The organism is Acinetobacter parvus DSM 16617 = CIP 108168, from assembly GCF_000368025.1.
Classification (GTDB): domain Bacteria; phylum Pseudomonadota; class Gammaproteobacteria; order Pseudomonadales; family Moraxellaceae; genus Acinetobacter; species Acinetobacter parvus.
The window spans coordinates 1,274,610-1,299,205 of record NZ_KB849212.1; the positions used below are offsets into that span (position 1 = coordinate 1,274,610).

The 24,596-nt window shown below is 42.9% G+C and carries 20 protein-coding genes, 1 tRNA gene and 1 pseudogene; 7 read left to right on the top strand and 15 right to left on the bottom strand.

Going from position 1 to position 24,596, the window contains the following annotated elements; genetic code table 11:
• Positions 1-18 precede the first annotated feature (18 nt).
• Positions 19-94: transfer RNA gene (locus F988_RS12760), tRNA-Glu, on the top strand.
• An 81-nt stretch (positions 95-175) separates the two neighbouring features.
• Here the strand turns inward: F988_RS12760 and F988_RS12765 are convergent.
• The 3 genes from F988_RS12765 to F988_RS12775 form a co-directional block, all read right to left on the bottom strand.
• Positions 176-1,102: a hypothetical protein gene (locus F988_RS12765; protein WP_004683438.1), complete on the bottom strand. Its 927-nt coding sequence runs from the start codon at positions 1,100-1,102 to the stop codon at positions 176-178.
• Positions 1,103-1,278: 176 nt separating this feature from the next.
• Positions 1,279-2,898: a hypothetical protein gene (locus F988_RS12770; RefSeq protein WP_004683440.1), complete on the bottom strand. Its 1,620-nt coding sequence runs from the start codon at positions 2,896-2,898 to the stop codon at positions 1,279-1,281.
• A 267-nt stretch (positions 2,899-3,165) separates the two neighbouring features.
• The gene (locus tag F988_RS12775; protein WP_004683441.1) at positions 3,166-3,396 is read right to left on the bottom strand and encodes a hypothetical protein; all 231 of its coding nucleotides are present in this window, start codon (positions 3,394-3,396) and stop codon (positions 3,166-3,168) included.
• A 153-nt stretch (positions 3,397-3,549) separates the two neighbouring features.
• Here F988_RS12775 and F988_RS15625 point away from each other — a divergent pair.
• Positions 3,550-3,825 (top strand): annotated as a pseudogene (locus F988_RS15625) (helix-turn-helix domain-containing protein); the annotation flags it as partial.
• 65 nt (positions 3,826-3,890) lie between these two features.
• Positions 3,891-4,229, top strand: coding sequence for a hypothetical protein (locus F988_RS12785; RefSeq protein WP_004683442.1), 339 nt, complete (start codon positions 3,891-3,893; stop codon positions 4,227-4,229).
• Positions 4,230-4,260: 31 nt separating this feature from the next.
• Here F988_RS12785 and F988_RS12790 read toward each other — a convergent pair whose 3' ends face one another.
• The 9 genes from F988_RS12790 to ettA all read right to left on the bottom strand — a co-directional run bounded on the left by F988_RS12790 (position 4,261) and on the right by ettA (position 15,250).
• Positions 4,261-5,205: a cation diffusion facilitator family transporter gene (locus tag F988_RS12790; RefSeq protein WP_004678803.1), complete on the bottom strand. Its 945-nt coding sequence runs from the start codon at positions 5,203-5,205 to the stop codon at positions 4,261-4,263.
• A 127-nt stretch (positions 5,206-5,332) separates the two neighbouring features.
• Positions 5,333-8,497 carry an efflux RND transporter permease subunit gene (locus tag F988_RS12795; RefSeq protein WP_004683444.1) on the bottom strand — a complete coding sequence of 1,055 codons (3,165 nt, stop codon included), beginning with the start codon at positions 8,495-8,497 and terminating at the stop codon, positions 5,333-5,335.
• Complete coding sequence (locus tag F988_RS12800) at positions 8,487-9,734, bottom strand: efflux RND transporter periplasmic adaptor subunit (RefSeq protein WP_004683446.1); 1,248 nt, start codon at positions 9,732-9,734, stop codon at positions 8,487-8,489. The genes F988_RS12795 and F988_RS12800 overlap by 11 nt, the downstream gene beginning before the upstream one ends.
• Positions 9,735-9,737: 3 nt before the next feature.
• Positions 9,738-11,165, bottom strand: a complete 1,428-nt coding sequence (locus F988_RS12805) for a TolC family protein (protein WP_004683447.1) — start codon at positions 11,163-11,165, stop codon at positions 9,738-9,740.
• Positions 11,166-11,221: 56 nt separating this feature from the next.
• Entirely contained in the window at positions 11,222-11,626 is a 405-nt protein-coding gene (locus F988_RS12810; protein WP_004683448.1) for a cation efflux protein, CzcI-like, read from the bottom strand.
• Positions 11,627-11,768: 142 nt separating this feature from the next.
• Positions 11,769-11,939: a hypothetical protein gene (locus F988_RS15250; RefSeq protein ID WP_004683450.1), complete on the bottom strand. Its 171-nt coding sequence runs from the start codon at positions 11,937-11,939 to the stop codon at positions 11,769-11,771.
• A 140-nt stretch (positions 11,940-12,079) separates the two neighbouring features.
• Positions 12,080-12,691 (bottom strand): methyltransferase family protein, encoded by a 612-nt coding sequence (locus F988_RS12815; protein WP_004683451.1) that lies wholly within the window; start codon positions 12,689-12,691, stop codon positions 12,080-12,082.
• Positions 12,692-12,994: 303 nt separating this feature from the next.
• Entirely contained in the window at positions 12,995-13,402 is a 408-nt protein-coding gene (locus F988_RS12820) for a cation efflux protein, CzcI-like (protein WP_367682870.1), read from the bottom strand.
• A gap of 186 nt (positions 13,403-13,588) precedes the next feature.
• Positions 13,589-15,250 (bottom strand): energy-dependent translational throttle protein EttA, encoded by a 1,662-nt coding sequence (gene ettA, locus F988_RS12825; RefSeq protein WP_004683454.1) that lies wholly within the window; start codon positions 15,248-15,250, stop codon positions 13,589-13,591.
• A gap of 301 nt (positions 15,251-15,551) precedes the next feature.
• On the opposite strand from ettA, the gene F988_RS12830 reads away from it, so the two are divergent.
• Positions 15,552-16,829: an O-acetylhomoserine aminocarboxypropyltransferase/cysteine synthase family protein gene (locus F988_RS12830; RefSeq protein WP_004683455.1), complete on the top strand. Its 1,278-nt coding sequence runs from the start codon at positions 15,552-15,554 to the stop codon at positions 16,827-16,829.
• 246 nt (positions 16,830-17,075) lie between these two features.
• Entirely contained in the window at positions 17,076-17,963 is an 888-nt protein-coding gene (locus F988_RS12835) for an SDR family NAD(P)-dependent oxidoreductase (RefSeq protein WP_004683456.1), read from the top strand.
• A gap of 519 nt (positions 17,964-18,482) precedes the next feature.
• On the opposite strand, the gene F988_RS12845 is transcribed toward F988_RS12835, so the two are convergent.
• From F988_RS12845 to F988_RS12855, 3 genes are all read right to left on the bottom strand, one after another.
• A complete protein-coding gene (locus F988_RS12845; RefSeq protein ID WP_004683458.1) occupies positions 18,483-18,800 on the bottom strand; it encodes an AzlD domain-containing protein in 318 nt (105 codons plus the stop codon).
• Entirely contained in the window at positions 18,797-19,504 is a 708-nt protein-coding gene (locus F988_RS12850; RefSeq protein ID WP_004683460.1) for an AzlC family ABC transporter permease, read from the bottom strand. The genes F988_RS12845 and F988_RS12850 overlap by 4 nt, the downstream gene beginning before the upstream one ends.
• A gap of 133 nt (positions 19,505-19,637) precedes the next feature.
• Positions 19,638-21,995: a Tex family protein gene (locus F988_RS12855; protein WP_004683462.1), complete on the bottom strand. Its 2,358-nt coding sequence runs from the start codon at positions 21,993-21,995 to the stop codon at positions 19,638-19,640.
• Between the two features lie 340 nt (positions 21,996-22,335).
• Here F988_RS12855 and ompR point away from each other — a divergent pair, with 340 nt between their 5' ends.
• A complete protein-coding gene (ompR, locus tag F988_RS12860) occupies positions 22,336-23,100 on the top strand; it encodes an osmolarity response regulator transcription factor OmpR (RefSeq protein ID WP_004678831.1) in 765 nt (254 codons plus the stop codon).
• 17 nt (positions 23,101-23,117) lie between these two features.
• Positions 23,118-24,581, top strand: a complete 1,464-nt coding sequence (locus F988_RS12865) for an ATP-binding protein (protein WP_004683464.1) — start codon at positions 23,118-23,120, stop codon at positions 24,579-24,581.
• The last annotated feature ends 15 nt before the right edge of the window (positions 24,582-24,596 follow it).

Consider the following 24,596-nt stretch of genomic DNA (forward strand, 5'->3'; position numbering starts at 1 on the left):
GATGTATGCCTCATATAAGTCCCTATCGTCTAGAGGCCTAGGACATCGCCCTTTCACGGCGGTAACCGGGGTTCGAATCCCCGTAGGGACGCCAAATTCTAAAAAGCCACTGCATTGACAGTGGCTTTTTATTGGCGATAAAATTTATTATAAGGCGAACATAGTTCGCCCTGTATTAATCTGTTCCGATGCCAACCTGTACTTCCAGCCGTCCTGACTGTACCCGTAAGCCTCGGATCTCAAACTGGTCCACCAGTTGCTGTACCAGCTCACGGCTTTCCTGCAAAATGTTCAAACCAGGCAGGATGCTAAAATCAGACAGACTGAGCAGTTTATCAACCATCCATGAACGGTTGTTAATGAAGTCAATAAAGCCCGCTTCCTCAAGGTCGATATACCAAATGCGGTGCCCCTCTTTCTGGATGCCTGGCACATCACGGATCAGGTGATTAATTAAAAAGGGAATCGGCAAGGAATTAATGACTTCAAAGCTGACATTACCCACCCGACGTGCCGCCCAGTTGGTTAGCGTGCCACCATGACGGATTTGCAGGTCCAGATGTTCATCAATCTGGCGTAAACGCAGATACTTTTCCTGACCAATGCGACATTCCAGCACATTGAACTCAAGTGAAAGACGATAGAGAAAACGGCGGTAATGCCCGTCCAGTTCAATGTGAAAACGGTCATTGCCACATTCAATTTTAATATCATCAATTTCAGAACGATCCATACGTTTCCGAATTTGATTATTGAGCAGCATTTCAGGTAAATATAAGGTGAGGCTACTTTTCCCTAACGATGCACGTGCCATTGCTAACGCAACTTGACGCGCTGCTTCACTGGTTTCTGATACCATATCACGAACAGTATTTCGCATTCCCTCCACTCCCCGTTTGGTATGGTGAGTCACATGATCCAGGGCAGCGTCTGCAACGCCTGCTATGTTACGGGATGTGTCAGTGGCAAACTCAACCGCATCCTGCGCGTGTTGCAGGGTCTTGTTGATCAGCCGACGTGACAGCGATGGTTTTTCACCCGATTCATCTGAGTCTGCTGGCATAATATCAAACATTGCCTTTTTATCATCTTGTCGATTCAAGATGTTCTCCCTCTTCCCTTTCTTACTGGCCCATTTCTATGGGCTACACTCTACTTTCTAAACTTATTCAACGTTTTTTCTAGATTAGCATGCAACGCATGGCAAATTGCGTCTTTTTGTTGCGTAACTTCAAATTACTTAATGCACCAGACATACAATCTCTAATAAAAAAAACGTTACTTTTCATCTTCTTTGATAGATATATTTTCAGGCTGTTCTGGTCGTACCCACACCTGTTCCAGACGGATGGTTTTATACTTGTCCAAAGCCTGCTGGAGTAACTCAATCTTTTCTCCCACACCCTCAAGCTGGAAATAAACAATTTCCCTCAGCGCCACCCATGCAGCCTGCATCCTGTCAAAATCATTGCCCTTTTGCAGTTTTTGCTGCATCCAGTTAAACAGACCCTGAGCCCGCTGCTGCTGTTCAAACTGATAGACAAACAGCCCACTTGATAGTGCTCCCTCAATCGTCTGTTCACTTAACAAACCTTGTAGCTGCTGCAACCGTTTAGTTTGTTGCTCAAGGTAAGCCTTTAGCACATCCTGATGGAACCACTGGGCAAATGCAGTCATTTCTGCAACCACCACATCCCGCTGCTCATATAAGGCCGTTCTTTCAGGATGGTATTTATGCAAACGAATATCGCCTAGATAGGCCATTAAGCCCTGCTCCAGAATGGTCTGGATTGAACCGAGATTTAAACAGCTCTCATGCAATGCCTCTGTATTGGTCAGTGTTGTTGTTAATTGCTCAGGTTGGTTCAATAATTTCAAAATATCAGGATTGGCCTGAACAGCAAGCCATAAACGCCCAAGTTGTTGTTCAGCATTATCCTGTGTGATTGTCGAATCATTTTCAGGGTTTAAAATACGTTTTAACGCTGCCTGCATGTTATTTGAATGAACCAGGCTCGCAACAATGATCTGATCCATTAAAAGCTGGGGCGCGCTGGCAATCACCTCCTGACTATAAGGAAGATGTAACTCTCTTCCACCCAGTATTCCTCCCAAGGATTTCCCCAGTGAATTTAAACCACGTCCAACATCCGCCAGAATATTGGTTTCAGTTGCCCGTTTCTGCAAGATATTGGCGGGTAACAACAGACTCACTGCCCGCTGCAACAGCATGGCATGGGTTTTCTGGTCAATCACTTTGCCATATTGGTTTAACAACTCAACTGCATATTCCACATCACTGAGGTGTGACTTATATTCAGGCTGGTTCCGCTTAAGCAGGCAGTCGATATAGCCATAAAAGGCAACTTCATTGCGCTGGGTGGATTGCGGCGGCGCCCATTCATATTGCGTGATGGCCTGCGTATATTGCCCTGCACCTGCATAGGACTTCGCCAGTGCCACCGCATGCTGGGCACTTGGATATTTCTGCTGAAAATGATGAAGCAAATCCAGTTTAGGCTGCTGGTCCAAACATAGGTCGAGTTGACGCAAATAGAGGTTGATTTGCTGCTGAGTGGGTTGTGGCGTAATGAAGTTTAGTCGATACATCAGGCACTGTTCATACCAGGCATATTTTCTGGCATGGGTTTCATAGGCAGGAATAAACTCATCCTCAACCAATTGAATCAGTTGGGTCGAATACAGAATGTCCTCTTCTGTCTCATGCCTGAATTTCCATTGTTTTGGCAAAGACATCTTAAAGAGCCGTAAAAAGAAATTGGTACTGAGATCAGGACTTTCCATACTCACCAGTATCAACTTGTCCTGAGTGGAAAGATGTTCCTTTCCCTTTGCAATCCGAGACAAACGCAATTTTAACAGCTTCGTTGGGAGCATAGTTCTGTTACATTTTGTACTTATATAAAAGTAAAATATCACGAGCTGACTGAGTTCAGCAAAAGTTTATGATCACTGTCATGCTGATTTGCTAATAAAGTACATATTTGCCCACGTACCCTACAAAATTAAGAAAAAGACTGCCGCTATTCGACATATGCAGCAATGGCGTTGATGAATATCATTGATAAACATCCTGATATTTTGACCAGTTAATATAAAAAAGCCATTACATCTAGAGTAGTAATAGCTTTTTATCAGTTTAAATCAATAATCTGTATAACGAAACCCTTGTGATTCCATACAATCACTGACCATTGCATTTCTTTCATTTTGCTCAACTTTGGCAGCTCTTACTTCATAGCGACATTTTGCCAAAGCGTTATTCATATCAAAGGGTGTAACACCTGCTTTGCGCCACATCGGTTGCGCTGATGAACAACCAACAAAAGTTCCAATCATCAATAACATGCCAATCGTTAAAATACTTGTTTTCATAAAAATCCAAATGGTAAAAATCTACGTAAAACGCAATATTGCGCAATTCGTAAAAACATTCAACATTAAATATACGAATTTCGTAACTTTTACAATGTATGGCATGCTGGAATGATTGAAGATACAAAAGCATGATTTTGTAGAAGATTAAAAACAACACGTAAATTCAAAAAAATTTCACAAGAACAATTAGGCATTACCATTGGTTTAGATGAATCCTGTCCCAGTGCTAGAATCAGCCGCTACGAAAATGGCATCCATACCATTGAGTACAATACAGCCGAAAGAATTGCTCAGGTTCTGGATGTACCCTTAGCTTATTTTTATGCCGATACCGAAGAATTCGCTGAATTGACCAACATCTTTGATCATCAGGATCATGAGAGACAGCAGCGGCTTTTGAACTTTGCACGCAGTTTAGGGAATTAAAATTCTCCCATTTCTGCTTTTGCATAATTTTCGCTAAAATAGCCAAAACACTATAGGAATCCTCTATGCAATACCGTTGCCCTAAATGTCAAAGCGTGAAAATTATGCCTGTCAGTCAGGGTGCCAACAGCCCTCGTCCCAGCGTACCAAAAAGCCTGGTGCTTCTCGTTCCCGCCATTTTTATTTTACTGGTTTTGGTGCTGATCAGTGTTGGGATGTGGGTTTTTGGTCATGGTGCAGGACAAACACTGCAAATCGCAACCGTTGCGGTATTTGGTGTCTGTGTAATTGCAGGTGTTCTGTTCTGGCGTGATCTGCCAGATTTTAAAATCTCCATGCAGGCCTTTATGCAGGCACAAAAGCACTGGAAATGCCGTGACTGCAATCACCAATGGCAGAATTAAACCACATAAAAGAAGTAGGTTTCACATCAGCTTAATGCTGATGTGAATGACCATGTTCCTCATCTTCATCATGTTGATGCGTATGCTGGCAATTCATTTCTGCATCATCTTCAATTTGTAATGTCACCTCAGCTATACCATGTTCATGTGCCAACATTTCAGTCGCAGCTTGATGTAATTGCTTACGATCAGCATTTGGTGCAAATAAATGTACGGTCAGATGAATATTCTTTGAGGTAATCGCCCAAACCTTAAGTTGATGAATACTCTCAACACCCTGTAACGCCAATAAGTCGTTACGCAGTTTTTCAATATCCACTTCTTCAGGTACACCTTCAAGGAGAATATTGATACTTTGACGAAGCAAAATCCAAGTTCTTGGTAACACCCAAAACCCAATTGCAACGGCAATAATCGTATCAACCCAATACCAATTGGTGTAGTAAATAATGACCGCACCAATAATCACACCAACTGAGCCAAGCGCATCACTTAACACTTCCAAATAAGCGCCTTTCATATTCAAACTTTCGGCTGCACTCGACATCAAAATCTTCATGGAAATAAGATTAATGACAAGACCCAAAGACGCAACGATAAGCATGCCTACACTCTGAATCTCAGGAGGTTGTGTAAATCGTTGATAAGCTTCGTAAAGGATATAGATTGCAACAAAAAATAGCATGGAAGCATTAAATAACGCCGCCAAGATTTCAAAACGCTGATAACCAAATGTGCGTTTATTATCTGCTGGACGTTTAGCGATTTTAATCGCAGCCAAAGCAATCGCGAGTGCTGCCGCATCAGTAAACATATGCGCTGCATCGGACAGCAATGCCAAACTTTGTGTAATTAAACCCGCAATAACTTCGACGATTAAAAATGTTGTTGTCAGCACCAACGCAATCGTCAATTTTTTTGCGTTGCCTTCAGTAACTACAGCATAACTATGATCATGCCCTTGATGTCCACTCATGTTGGACTCCTTATCATTATCGGCGTAAAACCCATAGGGGTTTTACAAGTCAGCCAAAGTTGAAATGCTTTGGCTGGTTTAGTTTCTTCTTAATAAAATGCTTTACTAAGAAGATAGCATAAATGGATTAGATTGCGGTTTCCTGACTTTTTGCTTCCTTAGCTTCATTCATCCAACGATACACTACAGGCAAAATCAGCAAGGTCAGCAAAGTCGATGAAATAATTCCACCAATCACCACCGTTGCCAATGGGCGTTGTACTTCTGCACCTGTGCCTGTGGCAATTGCCATCGGAATAAAGCCCAGTGATGCCACGAAGGCAGTCATCAGAACGGGGCGTAATCGGAGAATCGCTCCCTGCCATGTCGCTTTATGTACATTAAACTGCTCACGAAGCTCTTTGATGAAACTCAGCATCACTAAACCGTTGAGTACTGCGACACCAGAGAGCGCAATGAATCCAACACCTGCTGACATCGACAATGGAATATCTCGCAACCAAAGTGCGACTAATCCACCTGACAAAGCAAATGGCACGCCACTGAAGACCAACAGGCTTTCCTTAAAGTTATGGAACACCGCCATCAATAAAATAAAGATGGTAATCAATGCTAGTGGAATCACAATTTGCATACGAGCCGCCGCAGAAGCCAGATTTTCAAACTGCCCACCATATTCCAACCAATATCCCGCAGGCAAAGGTTGTTGTTTAAGGGTTGCTTGTAACTCTTGGACAAATGAACCCAAATCACGCCCTTCTACATTGGCAGTCACAATGACACGACGTTTACCATTTTCACGTCCGACCTGATTCATACCTGAAATGGTTTCCACCTTGGCAATATCTTGCAACTGGATCAAACCACCATTCGGCAATTGGATAGGTAGTTGAGCTAGGCTTTGTGCTGTACGTTGACTATCAGGTAAACGGATTTCAAAATCAAAACGGCGGTCACCTTGTAAAATCTGACCGACATTCTGACCACCGACACTCGCTGCAACAACATCTTGAATCGATTTCACAGATAAGCCATATTGCGCTGCAAGCGCATGATTGATATCTACATTTAACACAGGTAAACCACTGGTTTGTTCAACTTTGACCGCTGTTGCACCTGAGATCTTTTGTACTTTCTGAGCAATTGCTTGTGCTTGTGTATTTAGCACCTCCATATCATCGCCAAAAACTTTGATACCGACATCACTACGTACACCCGAAATCAACTCATTAAAACGAAGCTCAATCGGTTGTGAAAACTCACTGTTGTTGCCTGGAATATTTTCCAGAAATGCCTGCATCCGTGTCCGTAACTCATCAATAGTTTCCTTTGGATTTTCCCACTGATCTCGTGGTTTTAATAAAATCACCGCATCGGAAATATTGGGTGGCATTACATCCGTTGCAACTTCAGCCGTACCTGTTCGAGCAAAAACAGCTTTAACTTCTGAGAAATTCTTTAAGATTAGTTTTTCAGTGTTTTCCTGCATTCTTAAAGATTGTTCCAAACCTGTACTTGGAGAACGCATTTGCTGTAAAGCAAAATCCCCTTCACTCAATTGTGGTGCAAACTCACTACCAATTTGCGTAGTCAACACACCCGTTAACACCAGAATACTAATGGCTAAAGCCACCACCACCATTTTAAATTGATAAGCCCAATCCAGAATATGTTGGTATTGACGTTTTAAGGCCTGCATCCAGCGAGATTCTTTTTCTTTGACTTCACCTGTAATAAACAGTGCAACAGCCGCAGGAACAAAAGTTACCGATAAAATCATCGCACCCAGCAATGCCATTACCACCGTCATTGCCATTGGATGGAACATTTTCGCTTCTACACCTGTCAAAGCAAAAATGGGTAGATACACCACCATAATAATGGCCTGACCAAACAGGAGTGGTTTACGTGCTTGCTTGGCTGCCAAAAAGACTTCTTTAAAGCGTTCCTGTCGTGTGAGTAAGCGTCCAGCATGATGCTGTGCCTCCGCCAGCCGTCGAATACAGTTTTCAACAATGACCACTGCACCATCAACAATGATCCCAAAATCTAATGCACCTAGACTCATTAAATTGGCACTGATATTTTGTTCAGCCATACCCGTTAAGGTGAACAGCATTGACAAGGGAATCACACAGGCAGTAATCAAAGCAGCACGGAAGTTGCCCAAGAAAATAAACAGAATCACGATGACGAGGATCGCACCCTCAACTAAGTTCTTTTGAACAGTTTTAATGGCTTTATTTACTAAACTGGTACGATCATAAACCGTTTCAATTTCAACCCCTTTCGGCAAAGTCGGCTGAATTTCTTGGATTTTTGCATCTACCGCTTGGGCAACAGTACGACTATTTTCGCCCATCATCATCATGGCGATACCTAATACCGTTTCTTCGCCATTATAGGTTGCAGCACCCGTACGTAAATCATGCCCAATCGCAACCGTTGCAATATCGGCTACACGTATGGGTAAACCATTTTTGACACTTACGGTAATATTTTGGATATCTTCAACAGTGCTCAACATGCCTGGAACACGGACAGTAAGCTGCTGACCATTTTCCTCAATAAATCCCGCACCACGGTTTTCATTATTTTCCTGTAGAGCTGTTTGAAACTCTGTCAGTGAAATTTGAAGCTGCTGCAAACGTTTTAAATCAGGAGAAACGATATAGGTTTTGTTGTAACCACCAATACTATTGATTTCAGCAACACCTTTCACTCGCTGCAATTGCGGACGCACAATCCAGTCTTGGATCTCGCGCAAATCCATAGCAGTATATGGCGTACCATCTTCTTTTTTGGCATCAGGTTTAGCTTTAATCACCCACTGGTAAATTTCGCCCAAGCCCGTAGAAACAGGTGACATGAGTGGATCAACTGCATCTGGCAACTGCCCATCGGCTTCTTGCAAACGTTGATTAATTAACTGTCTCGCCCAGTAAATATCAGTGCCATCTTTGAAAATAATAGTGACTTGCGATAAACCATAACGTGAAATTGAACGAGTTTGCTCTAAGTTTGGAATCCCTGCCATGGCGGTTTCAATCGGATAGGTAATCCGCTGTTCTACCTCTAAGGCAGTATAACCATTCGCTTGGGTATTAATTTGTACTTGAGTATTGGTAATATCAGGAACTGCATCTATCGGAAGCTTTTGATAGCTCCAAATACCAACTGCAATCCACGTCATCACAAATAGCATCACCCAAATGGCATTACGAATCGAAAATTGAATCAATCGATCAAATAAACCTTCAGGCTTGGGGAATTGAGAAGAGTTAATGCCCATGTTCAGCCTCCCCTTTTTCAAGTTCTGATTTCAACAAGAAACTACCTGTTGCTACATAAGACTGGCCCGCACTCAAACCTTGGGTAATTTCGACCCATTGTCCATCTTGGGTACGTTGACCGATCTGAACAGGAATCGCTTTGAAATCAAAACCCTTTTTCTGATTCGGTTGGGCAACGAAAACGACATCTTTACCGTCCACCTGCTGAATCGCTTCAGAACTTACGCGAATTGCAGATGTTTTTGAACCTGCTTGCAATTCAACATTCACCATCAAGTTTGGACGTAATTCAGTTGCATTTGACAAAACTTTAGCACGTACTTGTAAACGCCCTGTTTGTGCATCGGCTTCAGTCGTTAAACTTTGGACTTGGGCATTAAACAGATTGCCTGTTTGCAGTGATTTAAATCGAATCTGCTGATTGGGCTGTACATTGATATTTGCCATAGTCGGCAACACAAATTCCAACCAAAGTTGATCTAACTGATCAATGGTAAATAGTTGATCTGCAAGTTGAACATTTTCACCAATGACAATGTCTTTATTACTAATCACACCACTGATCGGTGCAGTTAGCGTATAGCGACCACTTGAACCAGAAGCTGCACCAAAGGCGCTAAGACGCGAACGGGCTGCCTGCACCTGAATCTGTGCTTGACGATAAGCATTGTAGGCACGTTGATAATCTTGTTTGGCAGAAATACCTTGCGACCATAAACTACGTTCACGCTCATAATCCTGCTTTGCCAGCTCCAGATTGGTCTGGGCAATTTGTAAATTGGCCTGTTGATCCACCAAATCAGGAACAAGCAGATTTGCCAAAGCCTGACCACGTTTCACTTGCTGACCCAACTCAACGTAGACCGATTCAACACGACCAGCAAAACTTGGTGAAACATGCGCTTGCCGATCTGTATTCACGACCAATTTTGCAGGAAAAGTTTGAACCTGATTCACTTCACCCAATGCCACTTGTGCCAATTTGACACGATGCTGCTGCATTTGCTCTGCGGTTAAACTAAGGCTTTCTTCAGCCTCATGTTCCTCGCCATTTTCATCATGAGCAGATTCAGCTTTTTCACTTTCCTGATGAGCATGTTCTTGTTCACCCTGTGCAGCACTTTCAGCAGTTTTGCTCTTGTTATTCCACAATAGTCCGACTGCCAAAAGTATCGTCAGTACGGCAATCACCACAATCCAAAGCCACTGAGAAGGTGTTTTTTGTTTGATATTCATTTCTTATTCTCCGACTTGGCTTGGGAAAGCGTTACTTTGTTGCCAAACACGTTGATTCAATTGCATTAAGGCATCTTTCGCTGTGATTTGCTCGACAGGAAGACCCATACGCGCACTTTGAACTTCTACACTCAACTGCCATGCTTGTTTAAGGAGTTGTACTTTACGCAAGCGAACATCTTGTAATTGGGTGGTCGCTTGCTGCACGTCAGTCACAGCAAATTTACCAAGACGAAAACCTTCTAAGGTTTTTTGCTGAACTTGGGTTGCCAAGGGCACCTGCTGATCATTCAGTTGTTTAAATTGCATGTGTAAGCCACGTAATTCTGCAAGACGAACATCGATATCCATCTGGTTTTGTTGACGGTAGAAACGCTGTTGCTGTTGAATCAGTGTTTGTTTGGCCTCTGCAATCTGAATACCGTATTTTTGTGGATTAAAAATATTAAGAGGAATCGCAACGCCTAAACGAATTTGATTTTCAGTGTTTTGATCTGCTGATCGAGTCCGATTCACCCCTAAGGTCATAATCGGCTGAGGACGAGATTTTGCTTTAAGCTGATCAATATTGGCTTGTTGACGTTGTGTTTCTAATTGCAAACTACGCTCAAACAAATTCTCAATGTTTTGTTCATCAGTCTTCACAGCTGTGGCTCTTGCCCAAAGCTCATTGACAGTTGGTGCAATCATAAATTGATTCGCATCACTGCCCCAGAAACTGGCTAATTGTTTCTGTGCGACTTGCAGCTGTAAATCAGCCTGCTGAAAAATACGCTGATTCTCTAAATGAGCCATACGCACACGTTCGACATCAACTTGAGCAATACTACCGGCCTGATAGCGTTTTAAAGTGGCATCTAAATTTTGCTGACTCACTTGCAACTGTTCTGCGATCAATGACTTTTCTAATTGGAATAACGCCACTTGCGACCATGCGTATTGCACAATCAAATCAAGCTCTGCATTGTAACGTTGCTGTTCTAAATCAACTTGAGTTGCCGAAAGTTGAGCGACTTTCTGTGCTGCGCGACGCTGACCAAAAAGATCCAAAGGTTGTGAAACACCAATTGCGAGCTCTTGATCTTTATTACTTTGTAAGCCTGTTTGTTCCACTGAAATACTTGGATTGGCCCATAAAGCACTTTGTTTGAGCTGTGCACTCGCCATCTGTTGTTGTGTTTGCCAACTCGACTGATTCGCTTGATAGCTACGAATCTGTTCAAGGATCTGATCAAAACTAGCATTTCTTTGCATAGCACGATTGGGTGACTGATTGGCATCCAACAATGACTCTGCTTGCACAGATTGATTAGAAATCACCATTGCCAGTGTTAGCAAAAGTACTGAACATTTTGATGAAAACGCATAAGCACTTGGTTTTAGTGCATACGACCTAAGCGTATTACTACGCTGATTAAAACTGGAAGACATAATGAAGCCCCGCAAATAAAGGAAAATTGCGGTGGGCTATTTTTCGGCTACCCCACCTATAGCGGGGTAAAAAGCGGCGGTGGGTTTAATCTAGATAAATGCGGGGATTGGTAGGAATTCGACCAAATATAATTCTGCTTAAATTCTTTGACTCTAAGCAAAGGTTCATCAAGTTGCTGCTGTGCTTCAATCATCACAACATGAAAACAGGATGGCAAATGATCATGGTGATCCTGTAAATTCAAAGACATCGGTAAATCAGAGGCTTCCTGATCGGAAACCACTGAATAATGAGTAGATGCAATAGAACTTTCTGGAACATGATGACCAAAGTGCGTAACCACGCTGCTATTTGTCGTATTGATATTTTCATGTCCACAATACGCAGCCGCCACGTTCCAAAGACTTTGAAACATGAACAAACTGAGCAAGACGGTAATAAAAATACTAGAACGCTGCAAAGGTTACTCTTTTAGATAAAAATTGCACAGATGAACTATAGCAAGTAAGTTCGATGTAATAAAATTACATTTCGGTCAGTTTAAATAAAAACCAACATTGCTGACCTTTAACTACTAAGTTCGACTGTATTCATGTTCAATCTTATTTTTGTTGAGCACTTAACTGCTCACCATGATTGACTTGCTTGTTTTTCGTTTCCTTTTGCGCTTGTAAATTCTTTTCCAAGAACATCAAGCCACCATCAGCGTGCGCTGTACCAGCAAAAAGACAGAAAACTACGGCACATAACTTTAAATTAACTTTAGATAACATAATTCAGACCCTATTCAAAAAATTCATCAATTATTGGAAAAACGCCAATAACCAAATCAGATAAACAGCCCTAGTTTGAGTAAGCTCTGAAGCTTAGATAACTCGTACCAAGACCAAAATGAAACTAAAAAAACAGTTGTTTAAAACCACCTAAAAATAGATGGGATTACACCTAAAAGCCGAAGCTTTTCAAATAATTGAACCAGTGCTGCAATCCAAAAGAACCAAACTACCTGCACCAAGAAAATACGGAAATTTTTTGGAGATACTTGATAAAAATCAGGCTCTTTAAAGTTTTTGAAGCTTGGTAAAAAGCGAGGGGTTGTGCTTACATAATCTGAATATCTTGTTCCATATTTTTTACTCAAGAACACTTCTTCTTGACGCATAACATAATGGTAATAACCAAGAAAATAGATCGTAAATAAGATTGGGAAGACAAACGTCTCTGTCAGAAACATGATGCCAACGCCGCCTAAATAACTAAATAGATATAGTGGATTTCTACAAAGAGAATATGGACCTTCGGTCACTAATTTTGCATTCTTAAATCCTGAAATATAAAGACTGCACCATATTCTCCCCATCACACCAATGCCTACAAATAGCCATCCGAAGAACCATAAAATATGTTCTATAAATGAAGACTGGAAATGCCATTCACTAGAACTCAATGCAAGAATAATCGCCAATGTAAATCCAATAACTCTTGAACTCACAGTCCGAACACGTGGGGAAAATAAAATATTCATTTTATAAACCTCAATGACTGCAAATCATTAAAGATGAAATAGGAACTTCATTAAAATGATATTTTTGCTGATGAGGAATGGAGGATGAATACTGGAACAAATTGGATTCATGAATGAAGGAAACGTTCCGTAAAGATTTACAAAATCTTGATAAAACTGTAGATAGCATCGTCTTATCAGCATAAGGATGTGGACGTTTCAGTGAGTAATCTACAGAGAAGATCGTTGTACTGTATTTACAAGTATAATTAAGCATAGAATAACCCTTTGAAATAGATATATTTCTAGTGGGTTATTTTTTGGCTACCCCACTAATAGCGGGGTTGATTCAGGTGGTGGATTAAATTCAGATAAATAAGGGGATTGGTAGAAATTTGCCCAATAATACTTTTGTTTTAATTCATGTGCTCTGAAAATTGGCTCATTTAGTTGTTGTTCTGAAGCTAAAAAGACTACATTCGTACAGGTTGGCAGATGATCATGATGATCGGTGACATTAATAGATTTCGATGTATCTGAAACCTTTAAAACAACCTCAGCATCACTGCTATTTTTGGTTGAGCTTTCAGAAAAATGATGACCAAAATGCGAATCTGAGATAATTTGTTCAGTTGGATTTTCGTGCGTGCAATAAGCTGCAGCCACATTCCAAATGCTTTGGAATATGAACAAACTCAATAAGACTGTCATAAATACAGCAGAACGTCGCACGTTTGATCAACTGTTCAAAATTTATTGAAGCATAGCAACGAAAGCTTATGTAATAAAATTACATTATTAAGTGAGATTGTTTTAATTACGTAACCAATCTTATAAATCCATTTTTTGTCCTTCAAATGATAATCTAAGCAATAAAAAAACCAGCCCGAAAGCTGGTTTCTTTTAGTTTACGGGCAATTAACCTGTAATCTTCTTATATTTGGTGCGTTTCTGGGCCGCATCTTCACCTAAACGTGACTGACGGTAGGCCTCATATTCTGCATAGTTACCTGTGTAGAATTCTGGCTGTTCATTCTCAAATGACAAGATGTGCGTGGCAATACGGTCAAGGAACCAGCGGTCATGCGATACCACCATGACGGTACCAGGGAACACCAGAATGGCATCCTCAAGCGCACGCAGGGTCTCAATATCAAGATCGTTTGATGGCTCATCCAGTAAGATGACGTTCGCGCCCATTTGCAGGATTTTCGCAAGTTGTAAACGGTTACGCTCACCACCAGACAGTTCACCTACGCGTTTTTGCTGATCTTGGCCTTTAAAGTTAAAGCGACCAATATAAGCACGCGATGCGATTTCATAATCACCGATTTTTAAGATATCCAAACCGCCAGAAACCTCCTCCCAAACAGTTTTGTTGTTATCTAAAGTGTCACGAATCTGACCGACATACGCAACTTTAACCGACTCACCCAAAGTCACCGTACCTGTATCAGGTTGCTGTTCGCCAGTCATCATACGGAACAGTGTGGTTTTACCTGCACCGTTTGGACCCACAATCCCGACAATCGCTGTAGGAGGTACAGTAAAGCTCAGGTTTTCGTACAATAGGCGACCGTCAAATGATTTACTAATGCCTTCCACTTCTACGACTTTATTCCCTAGACGTGGGCCAGGTGGAATATAGATTTCAGAAGTTTCGTTACGCTGTTGGAACTCACGTGAGTTAAGTTCTTCAAAACGCTCCATACGCGCTTTGTTTTTCTTCTGCTGACCTTTTGCATTTGAACGAACCCATTCAAGTTCTTTTTTCAATGCTTTCGCAAAAGATTCTTCTTGTTTGTTTTCTTGCTCTAGGCGGGCATTCTTCTGCTCTAACCAAGAAGAATAGTTACCTTGGTAAGGAATCCCCATACCACGGTCAAGTTCAAGAATCCACTCGGCCACGTTATCCAGGAAATAACGGTCATGGGTAATCGCAACGATGGTGCCAGGGAAATCTTTTAGGAAACGCTCTAACCAAGACACTGATTCAGCATCTAAATGGTTGGTCGGTTCGTCCAGAAGTAACATATCTGGCTTAGACAGCAATAAACGACACAGTGCAACACGACGACGCTCACCACCTGAAAGCAAAGATACGTCAGCATCCCATGCTGGAAGGTTCAAGGCGTTTGCTGCAATTTCCAACTGGTTATCTAAATTATGTGCATCCCAGGTCTGGATAATCGCTTCCAGTTTTTCCTGTTCTTTTGCAAGCTTGTCAAAGTCAGCATCAGGATCAGCATATTCAGCAAATACCTGATCAAGACGCTCTAAAGCATCCAGTGCTTCACGTACGCCATCTTCAACGTTGCCACGAACATCCTTGCTTGGATCAAGTGGTGGTTCCTGTTCCAGATAGCCGATCTTGATTCCTGGTTGTGCACGGGCTTCACCTGAGAAATCTTTGTCTACGCCAGCCATAATACGGAGCAGGGTCGATTTACCCGCACCGTTCAAACCAAGCACACCAATTTTTGCGCCTGGGAAAAATGATAAAGAGATGTCTTTCAGGATTTCGCGCTTAGGCGGAACCATTTTCGACACTCGGTTCATCGTATAAATATATTGGGCCACGCAGGACTCCTCAATTGAAAAACCAATACATCGCAAAAAAGCGAATGAATAATCGGGCGTATTATACGCTGAAAACCCGATCAACTTGAAGTTAAGATCATCTTTGTTTCATCCAATCAAAGGATTTTCTTTTTCAAGACATTGCAACTTTGCAAGGACCCTGCCAGAAAAGATGAAAGTACCGTTCTCGCCATTTCATTTATATGAATAAAAATGCTAAAAATCGCATAATTTATGCACCATTTTGGATAGCTTTTGAGCTACACTCGATGATTATTTAACTCACGTAGATGATGTAACCATGACCTATAAAGATGAAACCTTAGCCATTCATGCAGGATATTCACCAGAAGCCACCACCAAGTCAGTGGCCGTGCCAATCTATCAAACTACCTCCTATGCCTTTGATAACACACAGCATGGTGCAGACCTGTTTGACCTAAAGGTTCAGGGCAATATCTATACCCGTATCATGAACCCCACCACGGCGGTACTGGAGCAGCGAATTGCGGCGCTGGAGGGTGGTATTGGGGCACTGGCACTGGCATCGGGCATGGCGGCAATTACCTATGCCATTCAGACCATTGCCGAAGCAGGTGACAACATTGCCTCGGTTTCAACCCTGTATGGCGGAACTTACAACCTGTTTGCCCACACCTTGCCAAAACAGGGCATCGAGGTGCGCTTCTTTGATTATCAAAATCCAGACGCGTTACGCGCCATTATTGATGATAAAACCAAACTGGTGTTTGTTGAATCCATTGGTAATCCACTTGGCAATATCATTGATCTGGAAGCGATTGCCAAAATTGCCCATGAATATGGTGTGCCTGTGATTGTGGACAATACCGTAGCAACGCCTGCCCTGCTTAAGCCATTTGAATTTGGTGCAGATATTGTGATCCATTCCCTCACCAAATATATTGGTGGTCATGGCAACAGTATCGGTGGTGTGATTGTTGACAGCGGCAAGTTCCCTTGGGGTGAGTATCCTGAACGCTTTAAGGCACTGAATACCCCTGATCCAAGCTATCACGGTGTCAACTATGTTGAGGCATTGGGTGCGGCCGCCTATATTGCTCGCGCCCGTGTGGTGCCTTTACGCAATACTGGAGCGGCCATTAGCCCACTCAGCGTATTCCTGATCTTGCTGGGACTGGAAACCCTCAACCTGCGCATGGAGCGCCATACTGAAAATGCCATCAAAATTGCTGAATACTTAAAACAACATCCAAAAGTGAAATGGGTGAACTATGCAGGTCTGAAAGACCATCCACAGCATGATTTGGCACAAAAATATGTGAAAGGGAAACCATCTGCGATCCTTTCCTTTGGGGTACAGGATGGTCTGGAGGGTGGCACTCGCTTTATTGATGCATTACAGCTATTTACACGTCTGGTGAATATTGGGGATGCCAAAAGTCTGGCCTGCCACCCAGCAACCACCACCCACCGCCAGCTCAATGAGGAGGAACTTAAATCGGCAGGGGTCAGTGAAGACTTGGTTCGCTTGTCCATTGGTATCGAGCATGTTGATGACCTGATTGCCGACCTTGAACAGGCGCTTGCTCAGGTTTAAAGTCAATAAAATCAATGAGCCCTTAACATAGGGCTTTTTTTATATGCAAAATTCGAAAAAATATAATATCATTTACAACTATAGGTTTATTTTTTTAGAGTTTTTACTCTAAAAATTATTAAATCTCAAACATTTGAACTAGACAAACAAAAATGTCGGTTAATATACATACAAAATAAAATGCAGTGCCTAATCACAACCATGACGGCAATGCAAACAACAGCTTGATTAATGTAGGACACGTACATGGACGCAAAACTTAAAAAACTTTTTCAGCAAAAAGTCAACGGTAAAACAATCATTGTCACTGGTGCATCGAGTGGTATTGGTTTAACGGTTTCAAAATATCTTGCTCAAGCTGGCGCTCATGTGTTGTTGCTTGCACGTACCAAAGATAAACTGGATGAAGTCAAGGCGGAAATTGAGGCAGAGGGTGGCAAGGCATCGGTCTTTCCATGCGATCTCAACGATATGGAATCAATTGATGCTGTGTCAAAAGAAATTTTGGCAAGCGTAGATCACATTGATATTTTGATCAACAATGCAGGACGTTCAATTCGCCGTGCTGTACATGAATCAATTGACCGTTTCCATGATTTCGAACGCACCATGCAACTTAACTACTTTGGTGCAGTCCGTTTGGTCCTTAACTTGTTGCCACACATGATGCAGCGCAAGGATGGCCAGATCATCAACATCAGCTCAATCGGTGTGCTTGCCAATGCAACCCGTTTCTCGGCTTATGTTGCGTCCAAGGCTGCGCTGGATGCGTTTAGCCGTTGTTTATCTGCTGAAGTTCACTCACACAAGATTGCGATTACTTCAATTTATATGCCTTTAGTGCGTACTCCAATGATCGCACCAACCAAAATCTATAAATATGTTCCAACGCTTTCACCTGAAGAAGCAGCAGACTTGATTGCTTATGCGATTGTGAAACGTCCGAAAAAGATTGCTACCAACTTAGGTCGTCTCGCATCAATTACTTATGCGATTGCACCAGATGTAAATAATATTTTGATGTCTATCGGCTTTAACTTGTTCCCAAGCTCTACAGCATCTATCGGTGAGCAAGAGAAATTAAATCTTGTCCAACGTGCCTATGCGCGCCTGTTCCCAGGTGAACACTGGTAATCTTGTGATTCCGATTTTAAAAACAGCGTATCTAGAGATACGCTGTTTTTTATGATTTAAATAATTTGTGTGGATGTTGTTTGTTTCATCCAATCTGTTGTTTTTGTAATGGCATCCGCTAAATCCCCTGTCTGGATATCCTAACGCTGTCTAAATTGTTTAAGCGGCTCTAAGTCCAGTTGTTCAGTCCTCAAAAAACTTAACATCTCAGCCGACATTTCTAATTGATTTGCCAATCATATCCAATTCGAAATTAATCGTAAAATAGTCAGCGGCACATGTTGTTTCGGTGCAGAGACATTGAATTGTTGAGCAATCATTTTCGTCAATTCAGACAAAAGAATGTTCTGCTCTGGGGCCACTAATAAGGACTGGCTCACTAAACCTGAATCTGTTGCAGCTCGCACTATCACTTTGCATAGATCATCTACGCTCACCAAAGGCAGATAATGTTTTGGTGTTGCAGGAATTGCTCTCATTTTAGAGCATAATCTATATGCTCCCAATCTTTTAATTTAACTAATTCAACCAGAACACCAATCCATAAAAACACGCCAAACTCAGAATAATCGTCAACAAGGTATGTCGCACTTTATAAGCAATTACAATCGTTAAAATCGTGGCGAGAAAATACGGATTCAGTAAAGTCGAACGAAATACCCCCTGCTCATCCATAAACACAATCGGAGTCGCAATTGCCGTCAGTAAACACGGTGCAGAATATTGCAAAGACTGCTGAAACCATTTGGGTAAACGCAAAGGAAGATTAGGTTCAAGCAAGATATAGCGATTCATAAACACCACAATTGCGAGAATAATCAGCAGAAACCAACTCATGCCATACGCTCCCGAATATTCTGTAGGCAGGTTGCGGTCAACATACCAATTACTCCTGCCATGATCGCTGCACTTTTAAAACCTAAGCTTAGAAAAACAAAGGTTAAAAACACCGAAACCAGTACACCCACCAACGTATTCAGGTTTTTAATAAAGGGAATCACTATCGCAATAAAGGTTGCAACAATGGAAAAATCGAGATGATATTGATCTAAATTTGGTAGAGAGGAAGCCAACACAATACCGCCAATACTAAACAATACCCAAGCCAAATAGAAAAAACTGCCAGCCCCAAGCAAAAAATAAATATAATATTCACGCTTATGAATACCAACAGCAAACAATTCATCAGTCAGCAAAAAACCAAATAACAAACGCTGTTTTAATGGCAGTCTGGCAATTTCTTCACGAAAATATAGGGCATATAAATAATGCTGTGTGGTAATCAAAAATACTGAAATGATAATGGTGAGTGCAGGTGTACCCGCCATAACCAAACCCAGTGTCATCAACTGCGCTGCACCAGCAAAAACCAATGCAGACATTCCTATGGCTTGCCCAGTACTCAGCCCTGCCTGAATCGCCATTGAACCTGCCAGCAAGCCCCACGGCAATACCGCGAAACATAGCGGCAGTATTTTGATCACTCCTTGTAAAAAAGCATGCTGGGGGGAAGAAAGATTTTCAGTAGAATCTGGGGACATAAGAACAACAAACTTGCGTTGGAAACTGGAGAATTATAATAAAGTTCAACATAAGAAGTGGAAAAATCATCTATTTTGAATGTAAAAAACCTCCCGAGGGAGGTTTTTTACATTATCAAAAATTGTAATAGACTTATTTCGTCCCTTTAATTCCCGCCTGCAACAACAAGGCACCTAAACCACCAATTTTTTGCTCTTGTGGTTTTTCAGTTTTTGGCTTGCTCTGTTGTGGACGCTTAAAGTCACCTTCTTTACGTGGTGGACGCTGTCCCTGTGGCTTAGGTTCTGAACGTTCCGCACGGTCTTGCTGTGGACGCTGCTGTTGGCGAGGCGCTTTTGCAGGTGCAGAACCCTCAGCACGCATACTCAGGTTGACACGGTTACGTTCCACATCCACCTGCATCACACGCACCTGCACGATTTGACCTGGTTTCACCACTTTATGCGGATCAGAAACAAATTCATTCGCCAGCTCAGAGATATGAACTAGACCATCCTGATGTACACCCACATCGACGAAAGCACCAAAGTTGGTGACATTGGTCACCACACCCTCAAGCTGCATACCCTCAGTAAGCTGGGCAACTTCAGTGATATCCTCACGGAATTTGGCAGTGCGGAACTCTGGACGTGGATCACGGCCTGGTTTTTCCAGTTCTGCTAAAACATCCTGAATGGTGGGTAAGCCGAATTTGTCATCCACAAATTCATCCGCTTTGACTTGGCGAATGATTTCAGTATTGCCAATGATATCTTTTACCGTTGTTGCTTTTGCCGCAACAATTTTTTCCACCAAACCATAGCTTTCAGGGTGAACAGCAGATGCATCCAATGGCTCTGAACCATTCTGAATACGCAAGAAACCTGCTGACTGCTCAAACGTACGTTCGCCCAAACGTGGTACTTTCTTCAATGCCTGACGGTTGTCAAAACGACCATGTTCTTTACGGTATTCAACAATTTGCTGGGCAATGGCCTTGTTTAAACCTGCAATATAGGCAAGGATTGCTGGAGAAGCGGTATTTACATCAACACCCACCGCGTTCACACAGTCTTCCACCACGGCATCCAGTGTTTTTGCCAAACCTGTCTGGTTCACATCATGCTGGTACTGGCCCACACCAATGGATTTTGGATCAATCTTCACAAGTTCGGCCAACGGGTCCTGCAAACGGCGTGCAATCGACACTGCACCACGAATCGACACATCAAGCTCTGGCAATTCTTGCGAAGCGAGTTCACTTGCTGAATAAACCGATGCACCTGCTTCACTCACTGTGATACGTGTCAGTTTCAGGTCGGTATTGGCAGCCATCATCTCAGCAACCACTGCCTCTGTTTCACGGCTTGCAGTTCCGTTGCCAATCGCAATAAGTTCCACGTGGAACTCTCGACATAAACGAGCAAGTTCCGCAATAGCACCCTCTTTATCTTCTTTAGGGGCAAATGGATAAATGGTGCTGTAGGCAAGCACATCACCCGCATCGCTGACAACAGCAAGCTTCACGCCTGTACGAATACCAGGGTCAACACCCAAAGTGGTACGGCCACCCGCTGGTGCAGAAAGCAGTAGATGGCGCAGGTTCTCAGCGAACACATCCATGGCTTCCGCTTCAGCAGACAGACGTTTATCTGTTAGTAATGAGTGTTCAATCTGTGGGCGCACCTTGCCCAACCAGAACAGTTTTGCTGTTTGCTTTAAATAGTCCTGACGGCTTTGTGGCTGTAGCGTTTCAAGATTGTATTCGGTTTCAATACGTGCCAATGGTGCATCATCTTCACCATCTACTTTCAAGCCCAGTACATTTTCCTGACGACCACGCAGCATCGCCAATAAACGGTGTGATGGTACTTTGTTCAAGTTTTCAGAAAACTCAAAATAATCACGGAATTTTTTGCCCACTTCTTTTTTCTCTTCAGAAGCAACTGCACTCTTAAGAACTGCTGTTTTAGAGAAAATTTGTTTTAATTCAGTGGTTAATGCAATGTTTTGCGCCCAGTCATCAATCAGAATATGCTGGATTGCATCAAGCTGGCTTTCTACATCTGGATAATCTTCATGGCTAAAACCAGCCAATGCCTCAGTTGGATCAATTTGATCTGCAATAATTTTTTCAGCAATTGGTCCTAAACCCGCCTCTTTTGCCTTAAATGATTTGCTGGTCCGTTTTGGACGGTAAGGTGCGTAAATTTCTTCCAGTGCGTTCTTGGTTTCTGCGGCATTGACACGCGCCAATAAATCATCACTTAATTTATCTTGTTCTTGTAAAGACTGGATCACTTTCTCACGACGTTCGTATAAATCACGTAAGTAAGTCAAACGTGTATCAAGTTGACGTAATTGGGTATCGTCCAAGCCTTGCGTGACCTCTTTACGGTAACGTGCAATAAAGGGAACACTGGCGCCTTCATCAATTAAACGAATAGCAGCTTCTACTTGGTTTGGACGTACGGCAAGTTCATTTGCCAACTGCTGAACTAAGTCAGTCATCGTGATTGATTCCACAAGGGTTAAGTCTAAAAGCACTGATTATAAAGTTCATGGCTATAAAATCCACTATTGTTTTTTTGAATATTTAATCAGTAGTTTTTGCAAATCCGTCAATGTTTCTAAAATAACGGCGTTTTTTAGGCTAAATATTAAAAAATAGGTTGATTGTCATCATTTTGCCTGTATATATTTGGTATCTATCTCTTGATTTTATTGGCAATATTTGTTGCTTTATAACATAGCCAAAACTGTGCAATGAATCGTATACTTCAGGGTCTATTGACATTTCACAATCGCATTGCATAAAGACGATGACAATAAACGATAAAAGGAGCACATCATGAGTTTAGTTGTACCTGCCGAATCAACGGAAACCGTACACCATGAAACCGATCGGGTCGAACGCATCCTAGTCGTCGATGATGATGTGCGCTTGCGTACACTGTTACAACGTTTTCTTGAAGACAAGGGCTTTGTGGTAAAAACCGCGCATGATGCAACGCAGATGGATCGTTTACTACAACGTGAATTATTTTCGCTTATCGTTTTAGATTTTATGTTGCCTGTTGAAGATGGTTTAAGTATTTGCCGTCGTTTACGTCAATCTAATATCGACACCCCAATCATCATGCTGACCGCACGTGGCAGTGACTCTGACCGTATTGCAGGTCTGGAAGCAGGTGCAGATGACTATCTGCCAAAGCCATTCAACCCGAATGAACTGTTGGCCCGTATCCGTGCGGTACTGCGCCGTCAGGTTCGCGAGGTGCCAGGCGCACCAAGCCAGCAGGTTGAAGTGGTGAGCTTTGGACCGTGGGCGCTGGACCTGTCTACCCGCACCCTCACCCGCGAGGGACAGGTGGTGACCCTGACCACAGGCGAGTTCGCGGTATTGAAAGCGCTGGTTCAGCATCCCCGTGAGCCATTGACCCGTGACAAGCTGATGAACCTTGCCCGTGGCCGTGAATGGGGGGCAATGGAACGCTCGATTGACGTGCAGGTTTCCCGTTTACGTCGTTTAATTGAGGACAATCCTGCCCGTGCCCGCTACATCCAGACCGTTTGGGGTGTAGGCTATGTTTTTGTTCCAGATGGTGCTGAGTAAGTGCGGGAAACTCAACCTTGAAGCTTGAACCGATTGATCCACAAGAATTTACCGACTTTGAGACCTACTCTGAAAAGCCACGAACCCAGTGGGAACGTTTTTTAGACAAGATCAAGCCACGGTCTGCCGCAATGCGTACCACCGTACTGGTACTGTTTACGGTATTCTTTAGCCTGTTTATGTCCTTGTGGTTCTTTTGGCGAACCCTCTATCTTCCTGAACTGCAACAACATGCGCGTTATCTCGCCATTGAGCTGGAACTGGTCAACAATCCTGACATTCGCATCCTACACCGCGATACCGAAGTCGATATCGACACATGGCTAAAAAACCGTATTGGGATTGAATATGTCACCGATCCACGGGAGTTTCCAGTACTGGAAGATAAGTTTCTGGCCGAGTTCTTCACCGACCAGATTGAGGAAAAGCTTGCCAAAGAATTGGGGGTAGATAACGTTACCGTTTATTTTAAATTCAAGCCGATTCCACGTATCTGGATTCAAACGCCTGAAATGAATGGCAACTGGGTCAGGGAACCCCTCAAGACCTACACCAACTACAGTGTTGAACTGATTGCATCATGGCTATTTGGTGTGCCGATCCTGTCCTCCATTATTATCCTGATTCTGGTACGGCAGATGAACCGTCCCCTGCGCCGTCTACAAAATGCCGCCAACAATTACAGTAAAACAGGCAAAGCTCCCTATCTGGACACCAACCACGGGCCACTGGAAATCCGTCAGGTCAATCAGGCCTTTAACCACATGGTGTATACACTTGAACAAACCGAACGCGATCGCCAAATCATGTTGGCAGGTATTTCACACGACTTACGCACGCCACTGACGCGTATCCGCCTCACCGCCGAAATGCTGCCTGATGAATTTTTCCGTGAGGGGCTGATTTATGATGTGGATGATATGGATGCCATACTGAATCAGTTTATTTCCTATATGCGCGATGGTTCAGATGAGGAACTGACAGATACCAATATCAACAGCCTGCTGCAAGAACTGGTGGTGCAGTTCAAGCCGCTGGACATCCGTTTTGAGGCACAGGAACTTCCCGTGATTCCTGCACGCAGCCTGTCACTCAAGCGCCTGATTGCCAACCTGATCAATAATGCCAAGCGTTACGGGGCAGAACCCATCGAACTGTCTGCCAGTCATGTCGACCAGTATATTTTAATTACTGTTGCAGATCATGGTGAAGGCATCCCGCCCGATCAGGTGGAGGAACTGATGCAACCTTTTGTACGTGGCAATTCCGCGCGTACCATTCAGGGAAGTGGCCTGGGCCTTGCCATTGTGAAACGTATTGTGGACATCCATCAGGGACAGATCAACATCCACAACCGAGAGCAAGGCGGTCTGGAAGTGGTGATTTCCCTGCCTATTCCCACACCTGAAGATGAATCACATAGCAACACCATCGACAAGATCAAGCAAACCCTGAGCGGTCATTTCTATACATCGGCATGACCGCCAATACACCTT

Coding starts and splice junctions, on each gene's coding strand:
- F988_RS12790 (WP_004678803.1), bottom strand. CDS start 5,205: ATGAGTGGACATCAAGGGCATGATCATAGTTATGCTGTAGTTACTGAA.
- F988_RS12855 (WP_004683462.1), bottom strand. CDS start 21,995: ATGACTGACTTAGTTCAGCAGTTGGCAAATGAACTTGCCGTACGTCCA.
- F988_RS12785 (WP_004683442.1), top strand. CDS start 3,891: ATGCAATACCGTTGCCCTAAATGTCAAAGCGTGAAAATTATGCCTGTC.
- F988_RS15250 (WP_004683450.1), bottom strand. CDS start 11,939: ATGTTATCTAAAGTTAATTTAAAGTTATGTGCCGTAGTTTTCTGTCTT.
- F988_RS12805 (WP_004683447.1), bottom strand. CDS start 11,165: ATGTCTTCCAGTTTTAATCAGCGTAGTAATACGCTTAGGTCGTATGCA.
- F988_RS12795 (WP_004683444.1), bottom strand. CDS start 8,497: ATGGGCATTAACTCTTCTCAATTCCCCAAGCCTGAAGGTTTATTTGAT.
- F988_RS12800 (WP_004683446.1), bottom strand. CDS start 9,734: ATGAATATCAAACAAAAAACACCTTCTCAGTGGCTTTGGATTGTGGTG.
- F988_RS12770 (WP_004683440.1), bottom strand. CDS start 2,898: ATGCTCCCAACGAAGCTGTTAAAATTGCGTTTGTCTCGGATTGCAAAG.
- F988_RS12850 (WP_004683460.1), bottom strand. CDS start 19,504: ATGTCCCCAGATTCTACTGAAAATCTTTCTTCCCCCCAGCATGCTTTT.
- F988_RS12775 (WP_004683441.1), bottom strand. CDS start 3,396: ATGAAAACAAGTATTTTAACGATTGGCATGTTATTGATGATTGGAACT.
- F988_RS12845 (WP_004683458.1), bottom strand. CDS start 18,800: ATGAGTTGGTTTCTGCTGATTATTCTCGCAATTGTGGTGTTTATGAAT.
- F988_RS12815 (WP_004683451.1), bottom strand. CDS start 12,691: ATGAATATTTTATTTTCCCCACGTGTTCGGACTGTGAGTTCAAGAGTT.
- F988_RS12835 (WP_004683456.1), top strand. CDS start 17,076: ATGGACGCAAAACTTAAAAAACTTTTTCAGCAAAAAGTCAACGGTAAA.
- ompR (WP_004678831.1), top strand. CDS start 22,336: ATGAGTTTAGTTGTACCTGCCGAATCAACGGAAACCGTACACCATGAA.
- F988_RS12830 (WP_004683455.1), top strand. CDS start 15,552: ATGACCTATAAAGATGAAACCTTAGCCATTCATGCAGGATATTCACCA.